Origin of the sequence: Aureispira sp. CCB-E (assembly GCF_031326345.1) — a bacterium.
Taxonomy (GTDB): Bacteria; Bacteroidota; Bacteroidia; order Chitinophagales; family Saprospiraceae; genus Aureispira.
On sequence record NZ_CP133671.1, the window covers coordinates 7,020,544 to 7,039,260 of the forward strand.

An 18,717-nucleotide genomic window follows, 5' to 3' on the forward strand; every position below is an offset into this window, starting at 1 on the left:
CAACTACAAGCAAAGCATTCACGCAGTAAATCGTATTAGACAGAAAAACTATGGGATAAAATAATTCAATCTAGAGTTTGGTTCTTTATTTTATGCTTTGATGGTCTAGTTTGTTACATCTCATAAGCAGATATTAGGTCATTATCAAAAAAATCTTGCACAGAAAGCCCTATAACTACGGCTTCGTTTTTTGCCCATTTATCTAAACAAAAATACAATCACTTAAAATTTAAAAAACCTCAAGAAATACAGTTCCTTGAGGCTTTTATCAGCAATTTATATCTAAAAATTGTCCTAATTTCAATTCAAACTACTGTTCTACTTCTAATTTTTCTTGTTCTAATTCCTCCAAAGAAGTTTCGATATTAGAAGCAACCAAGATTCTAGCACAGTGTTCACAATGGATAATGCGTTTGCGTTGTCCAAGCTCTAGTTGAGTTTGAGGAGGGACTTGGCTAAAACATCCGCCACAAGCATCACGTTCTACAATGACTACAGCGAGACCATTTTTATAAGTATTTGTTAATCGATCGTATACAGCCAATAAATCCTCATCAATTTTTTTGCGAGCACGTTTTTCTTTTCTCAAGTATTTTTGCTCATCTTTTTCTGTTTTAGCAGTAATTTTTTCTAATTCCTCCTGCTTCAACTTCATATCGGCACGCTTCTCTTCTTGTCTAGCTTTAGACGCATCTAGAGTAGTATCTTTATTGCTCAATTTTTGTTGAGTTTCTCTAATGCGTTTGTTGGCCAATTGAATATCCAATTTTTGAAGCTCGATTTCACGAGTTAAGGCTTCGAATTCACGGTTATTCTTAACATTGTTTTGTTGCTTATTGTACTTTTCAATTAAAGCTTCTGCCTCTTTAATTTTATTTTCGTATTGTACAACGCTTAATTGCAACTCTTTATGTTCTTCTTCTAACTTAGCAATTTTTTTATCTAAAGTAACGATCTCTGTTTCTAATGCACTCACTTCTAAAGGAAGTTCCCCTTGCAACTTTTTAATGTTGTTCAACTGAGTGTTGACCATTTGCAACTCATATAAGTTTTGCAACTTTTCTTCTATTGGTAGATTAGAATTAGCATTTTTCTTTGCCATAATATTATAGATAATTTATTGGATTTGTATTTATTTCAGTACAACGGATTGCAAAATTACGAAATTTTTGCGTTAATAATTCATAAAACAGCTCAATTGTAAACTGTTCACTCTCATAATGCCCAATATCTGCTATAATTATGCGATTTTCGGCATCAAAAAACTGGTGATACTTGTAATCCCCAGTAATAAATATATCAGCTTGGGCGGCGAGCGCATTTTTCAACAAGAAACTTCCTGCACCACCACAAAGAGCAACACGTTTAATTTCTTTTTTGCACAATGCTGTATAACGAATTCCATCCGCCTTCATATTTTTCTTAAGCATTTTTAGAAACGCCATTGTTTCCATAGGTTCTTTTAGTTCTCCAACTAATCCTGAACCAATTTCTTGGTGGACATTATCCAAGGTATAGATATCATAAGCCACCTCCTCATAAGGATGTACTCTAAAAAGATTTCTAACAATTTGCCCTTGTAGATAGGCAGGAAAAACAACTTCTAGTTTGTTTTCTTTTTCTTCATGCTGTGCTCCTACTTCTCCAACGGTAGGATTACTAGCCTCATCTCCTTTAAAAGAACCGACTCCTTCCGTTCTAAAGCTGCATTCCGAATAATTGCCTATGCTACCTGCTCCTGCTTCAAATAGAGCATTTTTAACAGCCTCAGTAGCTTCTATCGGGACAAAAACCGATAATTTTTTTAGTAATCCTTTTTTAGGACTTAAAATTTTGGTTTGTGTAAGTCCTATTTTTTCTGCAATTTTACCGTTTACTCCATTTCGATAAACATTATCCAAATTAGTATGCGCAGCATAAATAGCAATGTCGTTTTTAATTGCTTTTAAGACAACCCGTTCCACATAATTTTTGCCTGTAAACGATTTTAAACCTCCAAAAACAATGGGGTGGTGAGCAACTACCAAATTACAACCTTTCTCCATTGCCTCATCCAAAACAGCCTCAATAGTATCCAAAGCAATTAAAATACCTGTTACCTCGACTTCTTTATCTCCCACAATTAAGCCCGCATTATCGTAGCTCTCTTGCAAAGATTTTGGAGCAATAGATTCTAAATACTCAACTACATTTTTAATTTTCATTCTCTAATCATTCCTTTTTAAGACAGATCATTTTCTATCAAATGTCTACCTAAATTTAGTTCTGGATTTCTTGAATCCAAATAAGCCCGAACCCGCTCAAAATCTAAGGGCGAAAAGGTAAACAAATGCTTATAAACCCGCTTTTCATCCAAGTAAATAGCCTTTTCTCTAACGACAATATTTTTCCCCTTATAATCGTAGTTTTGGGAGACTATCCCTAGCCCATTTCGAAGAATCAACTGTTGATCTGTCAATTCCAAAACAGCATTCGTGTACATATTATTTAGGCTAATTAGTATCCAAATGGCTCCCAAGATTATTCGATAAGTACTTTGCGTATACCAAGCCAATAAGATTAACAAAAATGCCATAGCAACATTCAATGCCAAAAACCAAGTCCGATATCGAATTTTAAGAGGTGGCATAATACTTATTTTTGAACACCATTTAGAACCTGTTCTTAAACGAAAAAGAGGGTAACAGCCAAACTGTTACCCTTTGTTTATTTTTAACTTATACCCTCAACACTCTAAAAAGTATTGAACATACAAGGCACTATTTTAGTATTTCCACTTTCTGTTAGCACCACCATCGCCAGCAGGTTTGCTTTGCTCTTGTGCATTATCTTCCGCAATGTAGAATTCTACACGACGATTCATAAAGTGTTCTTTTTCTTTGTTTGCATTTTCAATCAAGTTATTAGACTCACCATTGTACTTGATGATGAAACGACTACGATCAATGCCATATTTATTCACTAAGTGATCAATACAAGTCATTGTACGGTTGTAAGACAACATATCGTTGTACTCTTTAGTTGAACGTACATCTGTGTGACCATGAACAACAACTTTTAATTTAGGGTAACCTTTCATTACACTAGCAACATGTTGTAATTGCTCATATGCTTCTGGACGCAAGTAGTATTTATCCAAGTCAAAGTGAACCATTGGCAAGTACCAATCTTTCAAAGTACCCGTTCCGCCAGAAGCTCCTAGTGGATCGTATACTTCATCACCAATAACCAATGTTGGATGTTTACCAGTTTCTGGATCTCCAGGAATAATTTTAACATCTTCTTCTGTAATTGGTTTTGGCACCTGAGCAACACCATCTTTGTCTGTAGGATATCCAGGTGGAGAATAAGGCTCTTTATCTTGGCTATTTACAACACCATCACCATCAGAATCCAAAGAACGACCTTTGCTATCTACTTCTGTATCAGGTGGTGTATCTTTCTCTTCATCCAAAGCATCTGGCACACCGTCATTATCTGTATCACGGAACCAATCGTCGTCTAACTTTTCTTTCAAGTCAGCAACATCTTGCATAGGGTAAATCAAAGGATTTACAAACCATAGTGGTTGAATAGCTTTGTCTTTTTTCCCAATATTAAATCCTAAGCGAATGCTTGTATAATGAGGGATATCAATACTCGCAGTACGAGCTCCATTTTCTTTACGGCTTTTTCCATCAAAGAAGTCATCGTCAGACAAGAATGATTGGTGCTCCAATCCGATAGAAATACGAGGCGTAATTAAGTATTCAAAAGACAAACCTACATTGATGAATGGGTTTAAAACCATACGATTTTCATCTTCACCAATTGTAATCAAGTTGTTTGCATTTTGTTGTGCCAATGTCTCATATTTTCCATCTAGGAAACCTTTCAACTCTTGCAATACAGCGTCACGGTCAGCAACTTTTGTAATGTCGTATTGTTGTCCAGAAGCTCCTCCACCAGATTTGTTAGCCAAAGCTGTCATTTGAGCAGCATATGTTTGACCACTAGCATCCAATGCATCAATTTTAGTATGGTACAAGTTAGCTCCCAAACCAAGAATTAAATTCAAACTCCATTTGTTGCTTTTTTTGTGAAACTTGATGTTGTTCAAGTTAAATACCATTTGCAAAGAAAGAGCGTGATGTTGCTCAATTCTATAGTTGGCATAAAAAGCATCGCTTGTTGTATAATCACCAGGAGTTACTACATTTCCATCAGACGATGTAATCGTAAATGGAGCTACATTAGGAAATGCTTTGTAGTAAGAAGGTGCGTAATTAAAACCATTAGCTTGACCAAACATGTATTCTGCTTTTAGTGAGAATACGTAGCCAATTGATTTTCTTACATGAACAGAAGCTCCCCAGCCAAATGATGGTTTAACATCACCACTTACTAAGAAACTACCTCCACCAATACCGAGTTGCCACCAATCTCTTGGGCGACCTGGAAATTGGCTTTTCCCCTCTTTCCATTCAGCATGCTGTGCTTGATCTTTCTTGGTAATAAAATTGTCATCTGTCGGACGAACAGAAACTTGTGCTTGAGAAGTATTCATGGATAGTAGCAATAACGCCCCTGCAAAAATACCCCCTAATTGGTTAATTTTTTTCATAATTATTTTTTCTCTTTTTGGATTGAACTGGACTTAGACCTCTTTTAAATCGAATATTTTGTATATGAATCTTAAGTCAAGAAGCGACAAATTTACATTTTTTTTTCTTCTAAAACAATAAATCTGTGTACTAACTAGTTATAAGTCATTAATTATATTGGTTTAATGAAAAAAGTGTAAAAATGTTTCAAGGCTTTACAAGGTTCTTAAACATACACGCAAAACATTCTCAATCAAAGACTTGCTAATCAAACATAACGAATAGCTCTTTCTTTTTCAAGAAATCGAGCAATTATGTATAAAAAAATAAAACACGTCTAATTTAAAAACTTTTTCTTTAGATACATCATCAGCTTATACGCCTGATAATTGATCCGACTAAAAAACTAAAAAGTGTGTTATCTTATCAGCTCTCATACTTTTCATCTACTGTATAACAGATTCTTCGCCTAAAAGTTTTTCCAAGGCTATAGTTAATGCCGTTGTTGAAATCAAAACGTTGTTAGAATTTACAGCACGAGTATTCTCTAATGCCTGTCTAATTACCTGAGAAACATCTGAGAAAATGCTTTCGTCTGTCAACAAAGCATGTGATTGCATCAAATAAGCAAATACTCTTGCCATACCACAATTTGCAATAAAATCAGGAATAACACTAATACGCTCATCAGTATTTTTAGCCGTAGGACCAAAAAATACTTGGTCGTCAACAAAAGGAACATTAGCACCACAAGAAACAACTTGTAAACCATTAACAATTAAGGCATCCATTTGTTCTCTTGTTACTAATTTTGACGCGGCACCAGGAATGAAAACATCTGCTTCCAAATCCCATATTTTTTCATTAGCTTCCTCAAACGACAATAGATCAGGTGCTACTAATTTATTTCCTTTTTTGTTTAAGTACAGATAGGTAACTTCTTCAAAAGAAAGCCCTTCAGGACGTATAATTCCACCCGCAATATCAATAATCCCTACAATTTTAGCCCCATCTTCTGCCAAATAGTAAGCTGCTGCTGCTGCAACATTTCCCCAACCTTGAATAATTATTTTTTTACCAGTCAGATTGGTGTTGTGATACAAGTCGTAATAATGAACAACGGATTCAGCAACACCATATCCTGTAATCAAATCAGCAACTGCTAATTTCGCACTTACAGAGGGAGTAAACCTAGGATCTTCCACAATTTTACTAACTCCTTGACGCAATTGGCCTAGAATTTCAATTCGTTCTCCTTCGTTAGATTTAAAATGACCATGCACAATTCCTTGTTGAGGATGCCATAAGCCCAAATCTTGAGTGATCGGAATAACATCTTTCAGTTCATCTACGTTCAAGTCTCCACCTGTTCCGTAATAATTTTTTAATAGCGGAATGACTGCCTTGTACCAACGTTTTAAGACCCCATCCTTGCGGGGATCATTAGGATCAAAATTGATACCAGATTTTGCACCGCCAATATTAGGACCACAAACAGAAAACTTCACTTCCATCACTTTTGCCAGAGAAATTACCTCTTCCCTATTCAAACCTTTTCTCATTCGAGTACCGCCACCAGCAGCACCTCCTCTTAGAGAATTAATAACCACCCAGCCTTTTGCACCAGTCTCTTGATCAGTCCATTCAAAAACAATTTCAGGTTCTTGTTCTTTGTATTTTTGTAGTAGTTCCATTTTATCTTATTTTTTGCGTGCAAATATAGGATAATTGGATTAAAAACTACCTTTATACTCAAAATCTTTTTGCTAATTGATATTATCTTGTATTATTACAATAATAGTCCACTAATTTTTTATTTTTCTGGCTAAAAAAAATAAAAAAAGCATCTTGTATTTAATTGTTCAAAAAGTACTACTTATCTGATTATCAGCCTTTTATAAATTACACCAATTCAAAACCCATCCTCCTGATTATCAGCCCAATACGATTCCTAAAAAAATTGTATCCAAGCAATACACCAAAGAGTCGCTCTTTGTTGTTTTTTAACAAAAACTTCCTTGTACAAGGAATAATAATTTATAATATTTCAATAATGATTCAGAATCTTGTCCAAAATAATTCGTCTACTTTCTTAGAGCCAACGACGTTTGAGCCATTTCAATACGGGCAATCTATCGTACAATACCAAGGAGAGCGTATTGATTTAAAATCAATAGATATTGCCATCTTCAGTTGGGGAAATTCGGATTATTATCAAGAGATCAGAAAAGGGCTTTATCAGTTAAGTGCCAATTTTAAACCCAATACAGTGCTTGATCTAGGGGTTGTTCATCAAAATACAGTCCCTTTAATTGAGTTAGTTGATTTGCTGTTGCAACACAATGTCTTTCCTATTATTATTAGTGCGAGTAATCAAGCTATTCTCCCTCAACTCAAAGCCTACGAACAACAAGCAGAAGGACTCAACTTAGCCTTGTTTGATAGTAAAATTCCCTATTCGTTAAGTTCAACATCTTTGCTCATTAATCAATTAATACAGTACCATCCTCAACTACTGTTTCACTTAAACTGCATTGGTAGTCAATCCTATTTAGTTGACCCAAAAGCTATTTCAGTATTAGAAGATAAATATTTTGAAGTCCATCGACTTGGAAAAATACAACCTCGATTAGAAGAAATAGAACCAATGGTAAGAAATATAGATTTAGCGGCGTTTAGCATCGCAAGTATTCGAGCTGCGGATGCCCCTGCTCAAGTCTATAAAAACCCCAATGGCTTACTAGCAGCAGAAGCTTGCAAAATCATGCACTACATCGCCATGAGTGACCAAGTTTCCTCCTTATGCCTACATAGTTTTGATCATCAAGCGACAGATCAAGGACAAACAGCCAATATGATTGCTCAGTTAATTTGGTTTGTTGTAGAAGGTTTCTTTGCCAGAAATCAAGAATTCCCTATTGACAAAAAAGAGTTACGAGCATATGTGGTAGATAACAAAACATTGGGTACTCCTATTTCATTTTATAAGAGCCTCAAAAGTGATCGTTGGTGGTTTGAAATTCCTCGAGCGTTGTACAGCAAACATCAACTGCTAGCTTGTTCGTATAGAGATTATCAAATTGCTTGTGAGGGTGATTTGCCTGATCGAATTTTAAATGCTATTAACCGCCTTACTTAACGATTTCCAAAGTTCGAACAACTTCTATGTCTTGATACTCTTTTTGAATCATTGCATGAATAGCTACTACCTGACCGGCTCGCATTTTTTTCAAAGCGCGAAGCATTTCCCTGTTTAGGGTGTTGCCCCTTGTTTCTAACACGATTTCTTTCCCTTTAGCATCAATTTTCAAGGTTAAGAAGCGGACATCATAGGTGTTTCCATAATAATCTCTTACTAAAAAATAACGTTTTAAAAGCGCCTTTAAAGCCTCTTTGGTTACTTTATCTTGGTAGATTGTTCCCCAATGAATTTGATACAAATTTTTATTGCTAGAAACAGCCTCATCTGCTCTTTTAAATCGAATTGGCAAGGTCATCTTAGTAGCAACTGGCTCTCCATTTCTAAGAGCTGGTCTAAAATCAGGCATCATTCGAATAACTCGCATCGCTTCTTGCCCACATCCAGCTCCTATATTTCGAACCAACTCCAAATCTGTTATCTTGCCTTCTTTCGTCACAGAAAAACGAACAACAACAACACCTTCTATATTACGAGCACGAGCACTATCAGGGTAAACTATATTTTCGTTAATAAAAGCTTGAATTTTTGGCACAGAACAAGCTTGTCTTTGTTCTTCACTAATCAAGGGATCGTCACAACCATCAAACAAAGGTGGTATATCAACAGCTGTCAAGATAGAAGAATCCTGAGGTTGAGCAACCATAGACAGCCCCAAAAAGAGTAAAAAACAAGTGAGTATATAGTTGTTCATATTTTTCTATTCTTATCCAATTTGAAAAAAAGTCTCAATTTGGTATCTATTAAAAAAGAGAAAACTTACTACATGTAAATTTTCTCTCTTAATTTTTAATTCTGTCAACAGGTAACCCTGTAAACTATATTATTTTGCTGTAAATTTAACAACCAATTCCCATTCCATATCTGTTGCCGCTCCATCAACTTTGGCAGGCAACCAGCTTGGCATTAAATTTATGATTCGAATTACTTCTTGATCACAAGCGTCTGTCAAACTTTCAACAATCGCCACGTCTGTTAATTCACCTGAGCTTTTTACCATAAATGAAGCAACTACTTCACCTCCAGGGTTTCCGTCAGGGTGTTTTAAATTACTAAAAACAAACTGCATCATTTTCATATCTGCACAATCTACATCTGTGGGGTCATCACAACCAGGAAATCTAGGTTCGTCTTCCTGCGCATGAGCACATTGAGCAAATAAAACAAAAGCGCAAACAATTATAGAGGAAAATATTTTTTTCATGAGAATGTTTTTTAAGCAAAGGAAGTCCTTGTTTTAAAGGTACCTATTTTTTATAATATCAATAGAATTGTATCCATCCTTATAAAAAAATCATACCATAAATGGTTTTTGGCTAAAACAAATTTAATTTATTTTTTTGAATACTTCTAATCTTTCTATCTTATTTAACCTAAAAGTTTAGTTCAATAGTATACAAGTCCCTAAAAAATTCTTGGTTTTAACTTTTTTTCTACTCGATTTTTAATCCCTTGAATCGACAATAGGGCGCTTTTTCTGAATCCTTATAATCTTCTTACCTAAATAGCACTGCTACTTCGTGCTTCCTACAAAGTAATGATCTAAAAGAAATAAAACATATATTCTACAGAATTTCGACCATTCAAACTTAAGAAGGAGCAATAACTTACTTTTAAAGTACAAATTAACAAAAAAAATAAATTAACACAATTTTATATTGACTGACAACGAATGCCATTAAAACAGATTCTACCTACAAATAGACAAAATAAAAAGTCTTCTATACTCTTGGAGTATAGAAGACTTAGGAACACCTACTAATAAGTAGCTGTACGATATTTAGATGTTACTGTTCTACTGTTTCCAAAAGAATAGAAACATTATTAGACAACACCTCCAAGAAACCACCACTAGTAGTATACTCTAACACTTCATTGGTGTCAGTAGTTACCGTGATTTTACCTTCCTTTAGAGAAGCAACAATAGGTGCGTGATTTTCTAGAATCTCTAGCTTTCCGCTTGTGCCCGGAGTATTAATTGCTTTTACAGCGCCACTAAATACTGTTTTTCCAGGTGTTAATATGATTAATTCCATATTCTTTTTTATTATAGAAGAACTAAGAACTGAGCACCGTTATCGACCCAACAATTCTTAGTTCTAATGCTTTACTTTAATTCAAGTGTTTATTAAGCTTCAACAACTTCAGCCAACATTTCTTCTCCTTTCTTGATAGCATCTTCAATGTTACCAACTAAGTTGAATGCAGCTTCTGGATATTGGTCAACTTCACCATCCATAATCATATTGAAACCTTTGATAGTATCTTCGATATCTACCAATACACCTGCTAACCCTGTAAATTGCTCTGCTACGTGGAATGGCTGAGATAAGAAACGTTGTACACGACGAGCACGGTGTACGATCAATTTATCTTCTTCCGAAAGCTCTTCCATACCCAAAATTGCGATAATATCTTGCAATTCTTTATAACGTTGCAGGGTAAAGATAACGCGTTGAGCACATTCGTAGTGTTTCTCACCAACAATTGCTTTGGTCAAGATCTTAGACGTAGAATCCAATGGATCTACCGCAGGGTAAATACCCAAAGAAGCCAATTTACGGCTAAGTACCGTTGTAGCATCCAAGTGAGCAAAAGTTGTTGCAGGAGCAGGGTCTGTCAAGTCATCCGCAGGTACATAAACTGCTTGTACAGATGTAATAGATCCACGTTTAGTAGAAGTAATACGCTCTTGCATCATACCCATTTCTGTTGCCAAAGTTGGTTGATAACCTACTGCCGATGGCATACGTCCCAACAATGCAGATACCTCAGCACCAGCTTGTGTAAAACGGAAAATATTATCAATAAAGAACAAAATATCACGTCCTTTAGCTTCGCTTGGGTCTCCATCACGGAAATACTCTGCAATCGTCAATCCAGATAGCGCTACACGAGCACGGGCTCCTGGAGGCTCATTCATCTGACCAAATACAAAGGTAGCTTTAGAGTTTTCCAATTCTTTCATATCTACTTTGGACAAATCCCAGCCTCCTGCTTCCATAGAGTGCAAGAATTTTTCTCCATAAGTTACGATATTAGACTCAATCATCTCACGCAACAAATCATTTCCTTCACGAGTACGCTCTCCTACACCAGCAAATACAGACAATCCAGAATATCCTTTTGCGATATTGTTAATCAACTCTTGGATTAATACTGTTTTACCTACACCAGCACCTCCAAATAAACCAATCTTCCCCCCTTTTAGGTAAGGAGCAATCAAGTCTACTACTTTGATACCTGTAAACAAGATCTCAGAACTTGTTGATAGTTCTTCAAATTTAGGTGGTTTGCGATGAATAGAGCTTCTCGCAGATTTTGCACTGATCGTTTGAATACCATCAATTGTTTCACCTACTACGTTTAATAGACGACCTTTTACTTCGTCTGTTGTAGGCATCATAATAGGAGCACCTGTGTCTACACAAGCTAGTCCTCTTTTTAGACCTTCCGTACTGTCCATTGCGATAGTACGAACACTGTCTTCACCTAAATGTTTTTGGCATTCCAATACCAATACTTCACCATTTTCTCTAGTTACAGTAAGGGCATTCAGAATTTCTGGCAATTTGGCACCTTCAGCAGAAAAGCTAACATCTACAACAGGACCAATAATTTGTTTGATACGTCCAATATTTTGTGACATAAGTTGTGGACTTTATAATTGTGTTCGATAAATAATCTATTTCTAATTTGCGGCAAAGATAGAGCTTTATATTGTTTTTCAAAAGAGTTTCAAAAATAAAGTCCTAATATTTTGAAAATTATTAAAAAAAAAAGGAGCAAACCACCATAATTCCTTAATCCTTAGTCAAAAAATATTTTTTTTAGAATCCTTTTATTACAAATCTTAACAAACAAAATCTAGCTTTTGACTCGAATATTCTTACCTTTATCGCCTTGCACAACAAGGCATTTTAAGACTCCAATAAAACATTCTCTTGTCTTCTATTTTTGAACAGAGCGACCAAAAACCTCACAAACACTAATAATCAACAAGTTCCCCCCAAACAAACTGCAAAAAAAATACATGATTATCATACCGATATAAGTATTTTTTTATTTTAATCCAAAACAAACACCCTTTTGATACCATTCTGTTAATACAAAAATACTTGATCTACCTAGTTAAATGACACAACGTTTATTGCTTATTGAGCTACTTTTGCTGGTTTCTATTTATGCTTCTAATGCCCAAATTCAAAAGGTTTGTATCCAATCAATTGATATTGTCGGGCACCAAAAAACCAAAACAACACTTATTCAGAACGAATTGAATATCGCTGAAGGAGATTCGATTCTTTTAGAGAGTTTAATGCCAAAATTGGAGCAAAACAAGCGTTTTTTAATTAACACGCTCTTATTTAATTATGTAGAGGTCAAAATCGCTAAATGGGAAGGACAAGCAGTTCATATTTTAATTATACTCAAAGAGTCTTGGTATATTTTTCCTTTGCCTCAATTCGAGCTAGCAGATCGAAATTTTAATGTTTGGTGGACTAGACACAACCGAGATCTCAAACGAGCCAACATTGGGCTGTGGTTGATTTGGCGTAATTTGACAGGTTACAACGATTTGTTAAAAGTAATTGTGCAATTTGGCTATACTCGAAAATTTGAATTGGATTACACCCTTCCTCCTATGGGCAAAAAGCGAAAATTTGGATTCAATATCAACGCTTTGTACTCCGACAATAAAGAATGGGCTTACAATACCATCAACAATCAATTGGCATTTTACAATGACTTTGATGCTACTGAACGGCAATTCCAACGCATCAGAGGAAGTATTAGGGGGTACTACAGAAGAACGTTATTTGAAGTGCAACGACTGGAACTAACATTTTTACAACTTAACATTAGTGATTCCATTGTTACCTACAATCCCGATTTTTTTCTAAATCATCGAAAAACGCAACGTTCTTTTAGCTTAAAATATACCTATACCCTAGATAAGCGAGATATTCAAGCTTACCCGCTTAATGGCTTGTATTTTCAAGCTCAATTAAAAAAACAAGGTCTTGGTATTTTTAAAGACATCAATCAATTACAATTAACTGCCCGCTTAGGCTATTATGTACAAATATGGAAATTCTTGAGTATTGCCACCAATTTAAAAGCTCGTTATAGTTTCATTCGTTCTGAAATGCCTTATTACAACAACAAAGCATTAGGTTTTAACGAAGATTTTGTACGGGGTTATCAATACTATGTCATCAATGGTCAAGACTACCTACTATTTCAATCTGATATTAATTTTAAAATTTTAGATGTACAAATTCCATTGTTTAAAAAATTTCCAGTAAGTTATTTACAAGCTCTGCCTTTGAAAATACACCTTCGTTATCATATAGATTTTGGTTATGTGTGGGATCGTTTTTATGCACAAGGCAATCAGTTGAGCAACACAGATTTGATTGGAACAGGGCTTGGAGTAGATTTAATTTTCTATTCTTATAATATAATTGTGCAATTTGAATACACTTTTAACAAAAATGGTGAAAAAGGCTTATATTTACGCTACCGCTTTAATTTTTAAAACACCCCAATCCTCTATTCTATTTTGAAGATAGCCATCTACAGTCGATTCTTAAAAAAAGACCATATTTCTTTTGTGCAAATTCTATTTGATATTCTAGCACAAAGAGATGCGGAGTTGTTTATATTCGAAGAATATTATCAAAGCTTTGACGATAGAATCAGAATTCAGCAAAAATTAGAACTGTTCAAGGAACATGAAGATTTTAAAGCTCAAAATATTGACTTCATGATTAGCTTGGGGGGAGATGGAACTATCTTAGATCTGGTAACCATTGTTCGAGATACGGGTGTTCCTATTATGGGAATCAATTTAGGTCGATTGGGTTTTTTAGCTATGATTGAAAAAAATCGAATTGAGCAAGCCCTAGATGCTTTGTATAGCGATAGTTTTACCTTAGATCAGCGTTCTATCTTATATTTGGAGTCAAGCCCTTCTATTTTTGGAGACAAAAACTTTGCTCTAAATGATTTTACCATTCTCAAACGAGACACCTCTTCGATGGTTATCATCCATACCTACGTTAATGGGGAGTTTTTAAACTCTTACTGGGCGGATGGAATTATTGTTGCTACGCCAACAGGTTCGACAGGTTACTCATTAAGCTGTGGTGGGCCTATTATATTTCCAAAGTCTGGCAATTTTATCATCACTCCTGTTGCACCTCACAACCTCAATGTTCGTCCTATTGTTTTGTCTGATAATGCAGTTATTTCTTTTGAAGTAGAAGGGCGGGCAAAAAACTTCTTATGCACCTTAGATTCGCGTTACGAAACCATTGATACTCATTTTCAATTGGCAGTACGTAAAGCAGATTTTCAAGTCAATCTAGTTCGATTTACGGATCGCAATTTCCTATACATGATTCGAGAAAAACTAAAGTGGGGAATCGACTCTCGAAATTATTAGTTTTTTGGGAGGGGAATTTATCTACAAATTTTTGTGTTTCGTTTTAGTAATACTTAGCTACGCTGCTACTGCGTGGTCGTTTTTTTTGTAAAAGACTAAAAAAGCGTTGTCTTAACCTGACTATAAATCTTTTCAAGAACTTAAACATAAAACTGCCGCCTATTCATAATCAACTATGCAATACTCATGCATCGAAGTTCACGAAATAAGTAAATTGATACGATTTACTGCGTGAGCGCTTTGCTTTTAGTTAGCTGCGCTGCTACTATGTGGTTTCTACGAAGCAATATTGAGAAGTTATCAACAATAGTCATTTTCTAACCTTTGATTTCAATCGAAGTTAAGTTTTGAAATTCTACCTTTAATTCTTCATTCAACACTCTAGTATTCAACTATAAACATAGCCTACTTAATCCCTGCGCTACTGATTAGCACCATCGTTTATTGGATTGGCTTGTGGATTCTCAACACCCTATTTTTAGATGAAAATGAACCCAAGAAAAGCTTTCGAAAAGCAGTACATAAATTATTTTCTGACCAACAGATGCATTGGGTAGATCGTTGGATCCTTGCAGAAAATTTAATTGCTATTGTTCTTGGGTTTTGCTTTTTGACCATAGTCTATTACAAGGGTTGGGTATATGGTGAACAAGCATTTGATGTTAATAATCCACAACTGTATCTGCCTCATTCTGTCATCATTTTATTAAGTTTCTTGTGTAGCATTCCTTTGGCTATTTGGGTATTACGTTTATTCTCTCTAATCATATTTTTTACTTCTTTTGAAATCGTTTATACGGATATTCATTGGTTGAAATGGGTACTTGAGTATTTCAATAAAGAAAAAAAGAAAGGCTGTTTGTATTCTATTTTGAGATTTTTACATTTTTTTGTATTGTGTATTCAGTTTCTTTTTTCTTTTACCGTATCTTACGGTCTTTTACTAATCGTATTTGGTATTAATTAACAAAATAGATTGGTTGTTAAAGTTTTTTATTAAAAGAAAAAATTAGTTCAATCAACAACAAAAATGAATTTCACCTCGTTTTTAACAATGCAACCCTCTTCTTCATTCCTAAACACTTCCATTATAGTAATAATCTTCTACACATTTTATTCATTTACATAGTGTGCTGACTCTTTGGCAAACTAACGATTTAGGACGGATTTTTGTTCAATCAAAAATTTGTTAACATTTTAATGGCTTAAAACAACATTCAGTGAGACATATATTATTACTCAGTTGTATTGCTTTTTTGGCAACGATTAACACAACGAATGCTCAATATTGGGAAGTGAGCGGAATGGGAGGTGTAACTTTTTATCATGGTGATTTGGCCCCCGATTTCTCTATGCAAACACCAGGTGCAGCGGGAAGCTTTTTTGTACGCAGAAATGTAGACCCTAGAGTTTCTTTGCGCATAGGAGCTAGTTTTGGAACGATTAGCGCTTCAGACAAAAATTCTTTGAACGAATACAACAAAGCTAGAAACTTGAGTTTTCAGTCTACTATTTTTGAAGGTTCTGTAGGACTAGAATTCAACTTTTTGCCTTTTCACCACCACTCACAAAAAGGTAGAAATCACAATCAATTTTCTCCCTACTTGGTCGCAGGTTTCGGTGTTTTTCACCACAATCCTAAGGCAGAATACAAAGGAAGTTTGTATGAGCTACAACCTTTAGGTACAGAAGGGCAATCGGTGGGCGAAGAATATTCTCTAATTCAACCTTCTTTAATTTTAGGGGCTGGTATCAAAATAGACATTAATTCTGAATGGGGAATTGTTATTGAAGGAGCTACCCGAATTTTATTTTTTGATTATTTGGATGATGTTGCAGGAGAGTATGCCGATAGTCGTTTGATTGCATCTCATAGAGGATCTTTGGCTAGTGCTGCGATTGGTTTGGCAGATCGTTCGGGAGAAGTTGGGCAAAATTTGGGTAGACCAGGACGTCAACGAGGGGACTCCAAAACCAACGACGGTTATACAATGTTTACCATAGGCATTTTATACACCATGCACCAATACCACTGCCCTTCTTGGTAAATTTCAAGATATTGGAACATTAAAAACTCCATTTTTACTTACATACTACTCAAAAAGAAAAACCTTTTGACAATTGGTCAGTTAAAAGGTTTTTTTTATGTCCTTAGACTCCGTACATTGTGTAGCAAAACAAAACAGAAACACCAAATATAGACCAAACCAATGCGAAAACTGTTATTCGTTCTCTTAATTTTTACATTAAGTATTATAAGTTTAATTCTCTTATTCAACACTTTTACCAATTCCTCTAAGCAGAACAAAATTCAAACAGCTAAAGGACTTCCTGAATATCCAAAGGCAAGCCAACATTTGGCTAGTGTTTTGCGCATCCCAACAACCTCAGATAGTAATAGTGTCAAACATTTTAATCAGTTTCATACCGCACTTCAAACCTTTTACCCAACACTTTTTAGCAACCCTAATGTAGAGTGGCAAAATTTTGAAGAACTTAGTTTGGTAGCAAAATGGATTGGCAGAACGCCTGAATTAGCTCCAATAGTACTGGTCGCAGAACAATATGTAGAGGAACCTGATTTAGAGACGATTCCTCAATGGAGTTACAATCCGTTTATGGGCAAAATTGATCGAGGATTTATTCATGGGCAAGGCACACAAGGCGGCAAGGCAGCTTTAATGGCTATGCTAGAAGTTTTTAATGACTTGGTTAGTCAAGATATCCTTCCTAATCGAACCATTTATTTTGCTTTTCCTCATAACTCAGAGCAAGGAGAACTAGCCCTGATACAAGCTCTAAAACAAGCGAAAATTCAACCTGAATTTATTCTAAAAACGGGCGGTCTAATTTGCCAAAATATGCTTTGGAGTACCTCAATGCCTACGGCTCTAATTGGGATTGGCACACCATCTGTATCCAAGGTATTTTTAGAATCTCAAAATGTTCCTCAAGAAGTTTTGCAACAACATATTCAGCAATTACAAACAGTACTTCCTTTTGTTGATATAGAAAACAAAGCTGTACAACAATTTACCAACTATATTAGCCCAGAACTAAACTTTAGCCAGCGTTTGGTTTTTTCTAACCAATGGTTGTTGAGCAACATTCAGCAAAAATGGTTACAAAAAAATACTTTAACCAAAACGTGCTTTGGACACAATATCTACGTAGAGCAAAACACAGCAGATAGTACCAACAAACAAATTACAGAGTTAGCTTTTGTAGCTCCTCAAGTCCTAGCTAATTTGGAACAGTGGTTGAAAACGCATTTACAACATCCACAAATAAGATTACTAAAACAGCCTCAAATTCAATACACCAACCAAACATTAGCACCTGTTGACAATCGCACCTATCAATTTATTAGCAATACTTGCAAAGAAATTTTTCCTAATATAATTACAGCACCTATACTAGTACATCCGCCCTCCAAAATTAATTGGCAAGCTAATATTGATGCAGATATTTATTATTTCCATCCTGTTGTTTATACTGCCGCAACATGGGAGAAACAGCAACAAAAAATTGATGCTAAAATTAGTGCTAAAAACTACCAACAAATGATGCAATTTTATTACCAACTAATTAAAAATCGAATTTAACTTAATCGGCTTTATCCAACAAGCTTCGATCTCTAATTTGATATTCTATCATGGCGTTTTGTTCGTCTATTGCCACTTCAAAAACGCCTTGTTCGTGTAAGTTTTCCAATTTTAGTTTGGCTTCATCCATGGATACTTGCAATTTGACACAAACAAGTGTAGGAGTCAACCTCCCATCGTGCTCAATGGCTAATTTCAACATTGCTGCATCTGGAATTTTTATTTTCTGTTGTTCGGATAGTTCTAATGATAGCTTATCTTTTTTTGCAGGTAGTTTTCGTAACACTGGTGCAGCTGTGTGCAAGGATTGATTGATTACATAAATCTGTTGAAAACTTTGATTGTACAAAACATTAACTTTTTTAGCCTTTGTCAAACGACGAAGTAAGGCTTTGGCATCCAATACATTGATTCCAAAAATAACCACCAATTCTGCAATAGTAATTTGATAGTCGTTTACATGAGATAAAATAACGGAAATAATTTCATCTTCAGATAGACCAAATAATTCAGCAGGCAATGAATCAAACAAGGGAACACGTTCTATCAATTGATAAACACCTTTCATACTTCCATTTGCATCATAATAACGCCTCAAAGCTCCTGACATTGCTAAATAAGCTAGACGACTCGTCGCTTCTTTTTCTGTCAAATCGGTTGCTGTTGCCAATTGCTTTTCTGTAATAAAATTATTTGACTGAGCCATAATTTTAAAAATATCAGCATCGGTTGCTTTGTGTTTGGTATCATTATATACTTTTTGATAATGAGCTTTCACTGCATAATAAATTAATGCAACCATAAAAATTATAATCCCAATCAATACAACTAAAGCAAGTACTTTCATTTCTAGTTTATTATATCATTGACATTCCATAG

At 35.1% G+C, this 18,717-nt stretch carries 16 protein-coding genes; 6 read left to right on the top strand and 10 right to left on the bottom strand.

What is annotated here, in order from left to right; translation table 11 throughout:
• Positions 1-310: 310 nt before the first annotated feature.
• The 5 genes from QP953_RS27140 to QP953_RS27160 form a co-directional block, all read right to left on the bottom strand.
• Positions 311-1,102 (bottom strand): zinc ribbon domain-containing protein, encoded by a 792-nt coding sequence (locus tag QP953_RS27140; RefSeq protein ID WP_052599091.1) that lies wholly within the window; start codon positions 1,100-1,102, stop codon positions 311-313.
• A 4-nt stretch (positions 1,103-1,106) separates the two neighbouring features.
• A complete protein-coding gene (locus QP953_RS27145) occupies positions 1,107-2,204 on the bottom strand; it encodes a Nif3-like dinuclear metal center hexameric protein (protein WP_309553503.1) in 1,098 nt (365 codons plus the stop codon).
• A 17-nt stretch (positions 2,205-2,221) separates the two neighbouring features.
• Positions 2,222-2,629: a hypothetical protein gene (locus QP953_RS27150; RefSeq protein ID WP_309553504.1), complete on the bottom strand. Its 408-nt coding sequence runs from the start codon at positions 2,627-2,629 to the stop codon at positions 2,222-2,224.
• Positions 2,630-2,764: 135 nt separating this feature from the next.
• The gene (locus QP953_RS27155) at positions 2,765-4,603 is read right to left on the bottom strand and encodes an OmpA family protein (protein WP_052599088.1); all 1,839 of its coding nucleotides are present in this window, start codon (positions 4,601-4,603) and stop codon (positions 2,765-2,767) included.
• Between the two features lie 426 nt (positions 4,604-5,029).
• Complete coding sequence (locus QP953_RS27160) at positions 5,030-6,277, bottom strand: Glu/Leu/Phe/Val dehydrogenase dimerization domain-containing protein (RefSeq protein ID WP_052599087.1); 1,248 nt, start codon at positions 6,275-6,277, stop codon at positions 5,030-5,032.
• A 359-nt stretch (positions 6,278-6,636) separates the two neighbouring features.
• Between QP953_RS27160 and QP953_RS27165 the strand changes: the two genes are divergently transcribed.
• Positions 6,637-7,722: a hypothetical protein gene (locus tag QP953_RS27165; protein WP_309553505.1), complete on the top strand. Its 1,086-nt coding sequence runs from the start codon at positions 6,637-6,639 to the stop codon at positions 7,720-7,722.
• Here the strand turns inward: QP953_RS27165 and QP953_RS27170 are convergent.
• From QP953_RS27170 to atpD, 4 genes are all read right to left on the bottom strand, one after another.
• Positions 7,715-8,476 (bottom strand): energy transducer TonB, encoded by a 762-nt coding sequence (locus tag QP953_RS27170; protein ID WP_052599085.1) that lies wholly within the window; start codon positions 8,474-8,476, stop codon positions 7,715-7,717. The genes QP953_RS27165 and QP953_RS27170 overlap by 8 nt on opposite strands.
• 129 nt (positions 8,477-8,605) lie before the next feature.
• Positions 8,606-8,986: an energy transducer TonB gene (locus QP953_RS27175; RefSeq protein WP_052599084.1), complete on the bottom strand. Its 381-nt coding sequence runs from the start codon at positions 8,984-8,986 to the stop codon at positions 8,606-8,608.
• A 583-nt stretch (positions 8,987-9,569) separates the two neighbouring features.
• A complete protein-coding gene (gene atpC, locus QP953_RS27180; RefSeq protein WP_052599083.1) occupies positions 9,570-9,818 on the bottom strand; it encodes an ATP synthase F1 subunit epsilon in 249 nt (82 codons plus the stop codon).
• Positions 9,819-9,910: 92 nt separating this feature from the next.
• Positions 9,911-11,431, bottom strand: a complete 1,521-nt coding sequence (gene atpD, locus QP953_RS27185) for a F0F1 ATP synthase subunit beta (protein WP_309553506.1) — start codon at positions 11,429-11,431, stop codon at positions 9,911-9,913.
• Between the two features lie 486 nt (positions 11,432-11,917).
• On the opposite strand from atpD, the gene QP953_RS27190 reads away from it, so the two are divergent.
• From QP953_RS27190 to QP953_RS27210, 5 genes are all read left to right on the top strand, one after another.
• Positions 11,918-13,324: a BamA/TamA family outer membrane protein gene (locus QP953_RS27190; protein ID WP_309553507.1), complete on the top strand. Its 1,407-nt coding sequence runs from the start codon at positions 11,918-11,920 to the stop codon at positions 13,322-13,324.
• A gap of 24 nt (positions 13,325-13,348) precedes the next feature.
• The gene (locus tag QP953_RS27195) at positions 13,349-14,233 is read left to right on the top strand and encodes an NAD kinase (RefSeq protein WP_052599080.1); all 885 of its coding nucleotides are present in this window, start codon (positions 13,349-13,351) and stop codon (positions 14,231-14,233) included.
• 544 nt (positions 14,234-14,777) lie between these two features.
• Positions 14,778-15,200 (top strand): hypothetical protein, encoded by a 423-nt coding sequence (locus tag QP953_RS27200; RefSeq protein ID WP_309553508.1) that lies wholly within the window; start codon positions 14,778-14,780, stop codon positions 15,198-15,200.
• 253 nt (positions 15,201-15,453) lie between these two features.
• Positions 15,454-16,281, top strand: coding sequence for a DUF6089 family protein (locus tag QP953_RS27205; RefSeq protein WP_063833184.1), 828 nt, complete (start codon positions 15,454-15,456; stop codon positions 16,279-16,281).
• A 162-nt stretch (positions 16,282-16,443) separates the two neighbouring features.
• Positions 16,444-17,838, top strand: a complete 1,395-nt coding sequence (locus QP953_RS27210; protein ID WP_052599077.1) for a M20/M25/M40 family metallo-hydrolase — start codon at positions 16,444-16,446, stop codon at positions 17,836-17,838.
• A gap of 1 nt (position 17,839) precedes the next feature.
• Here the strand turns inward: QP953_RS27210 and QP953_RS27215 are convergent, their stop codons facing one another.
• Positions 17,840-18,685, bottom strand: coding sequence for a hypothetical protein (locus QP953_RS27215; RefSeq protein ID WP_309553509.1), 846 nt, complete (start codon positions 18,683-18,685; stop codon positions 17,840-17,842).
• Positions 18,686-18,717: the final 32 nt, after the last annotated feature.

Coding starts and splice junctions, on each gene's coding strand:
- QP953_RS27140 (WP_052599091.1), bottom strand. CDS start 1,102: ATGGCAAAGAAAAATGCTAATTCTAATCTACCAATAGAAGAAAAGTTG.
- QP953_RS27145 (WP_309553503.1), bottom strand. CDS start 2,204: ATGAAAATTAAAAATGTAGTTGAGTATTTAGAATCTATTGCTCCAAAA.
- QP953_RS27150 (WP_309553504.1), bottom strand. CDS start 2,629: ATGCCACCTCTTAAAATTCGATATCGGACTTGGTTTTTGGCATTGAAT.
- QP953_RS27155 (WP_052599088.1), bottom strand. CDS start 4,603: ATGAAAAAAATTAACCAATTAGGGGGTATTTTTGCAGGGGCGTTATTG.
- QP953_RS27160 (WP_052599087.1), bottom strand. CDS start 6,277: ATGGAACTACTACAAAAATACAAAGAACAAGAACCTGAAATTGTTTTT.
- QP953_RS27165 (WP_309553505.1), top strand. CDS start 6,637: ATGATTCAGAATCTTGTCCAAAATAATTCGTCTACTTTCTTAGAGCCA.
- QP953_RS27170 (WP_052599085.1), bottom strand. CDS start 8,476: ATGAACAACTATATACTCACTTGTTTTTTACTCTTTTTGGGGCTGTCT.
- QP953_RS27175 (WP_052599084.1), bottom strand. CDS start 8,986: ATGAAAAAAATATTTTCCTCTATAATTGTTTGCGCTTTTGTTTTATTT.
- atpC (WP_052599083.1), bottom strand. CDS start 9,818: ATGGAATTAATCATATTAACACCTGGAAAAACAGTATTTAGTGGCGCT.
- atpD (WP_309553506.1), bottom strand. CDS start 11,431: ATGTCACAAAATATTGGACGTATCAAACAAATTATTGGTCCTGTTGTA.
- QP953_RS27190 (WP_309553507.1), top strand. CDS start 11,918: ATGACACAACGTTTATTGCTTATTGAGCTACTTTTGCTGGTTTCTATT.
- QP953_RS27200 (WP_309553508.1), top strand. CDS start 14,778: ATGCATTGGGTAGATCGTTGGATCCTTGCAGAAAATTTAATTGCTATT.
- QP953_RS27210 (WP_052599077.1), top strand. CDS start 16,444: ATGCGAAAACTGTTATTCGTTCTCTTAATTTTTACATTAAGTATTATA.
- QP953_RS27215 (WP_309553509.1), bottom strand. CDS start 18,685: ATGAAAGTACTTGCTTTAGTTGTATTGATTGGGATTATAATTTTTATG.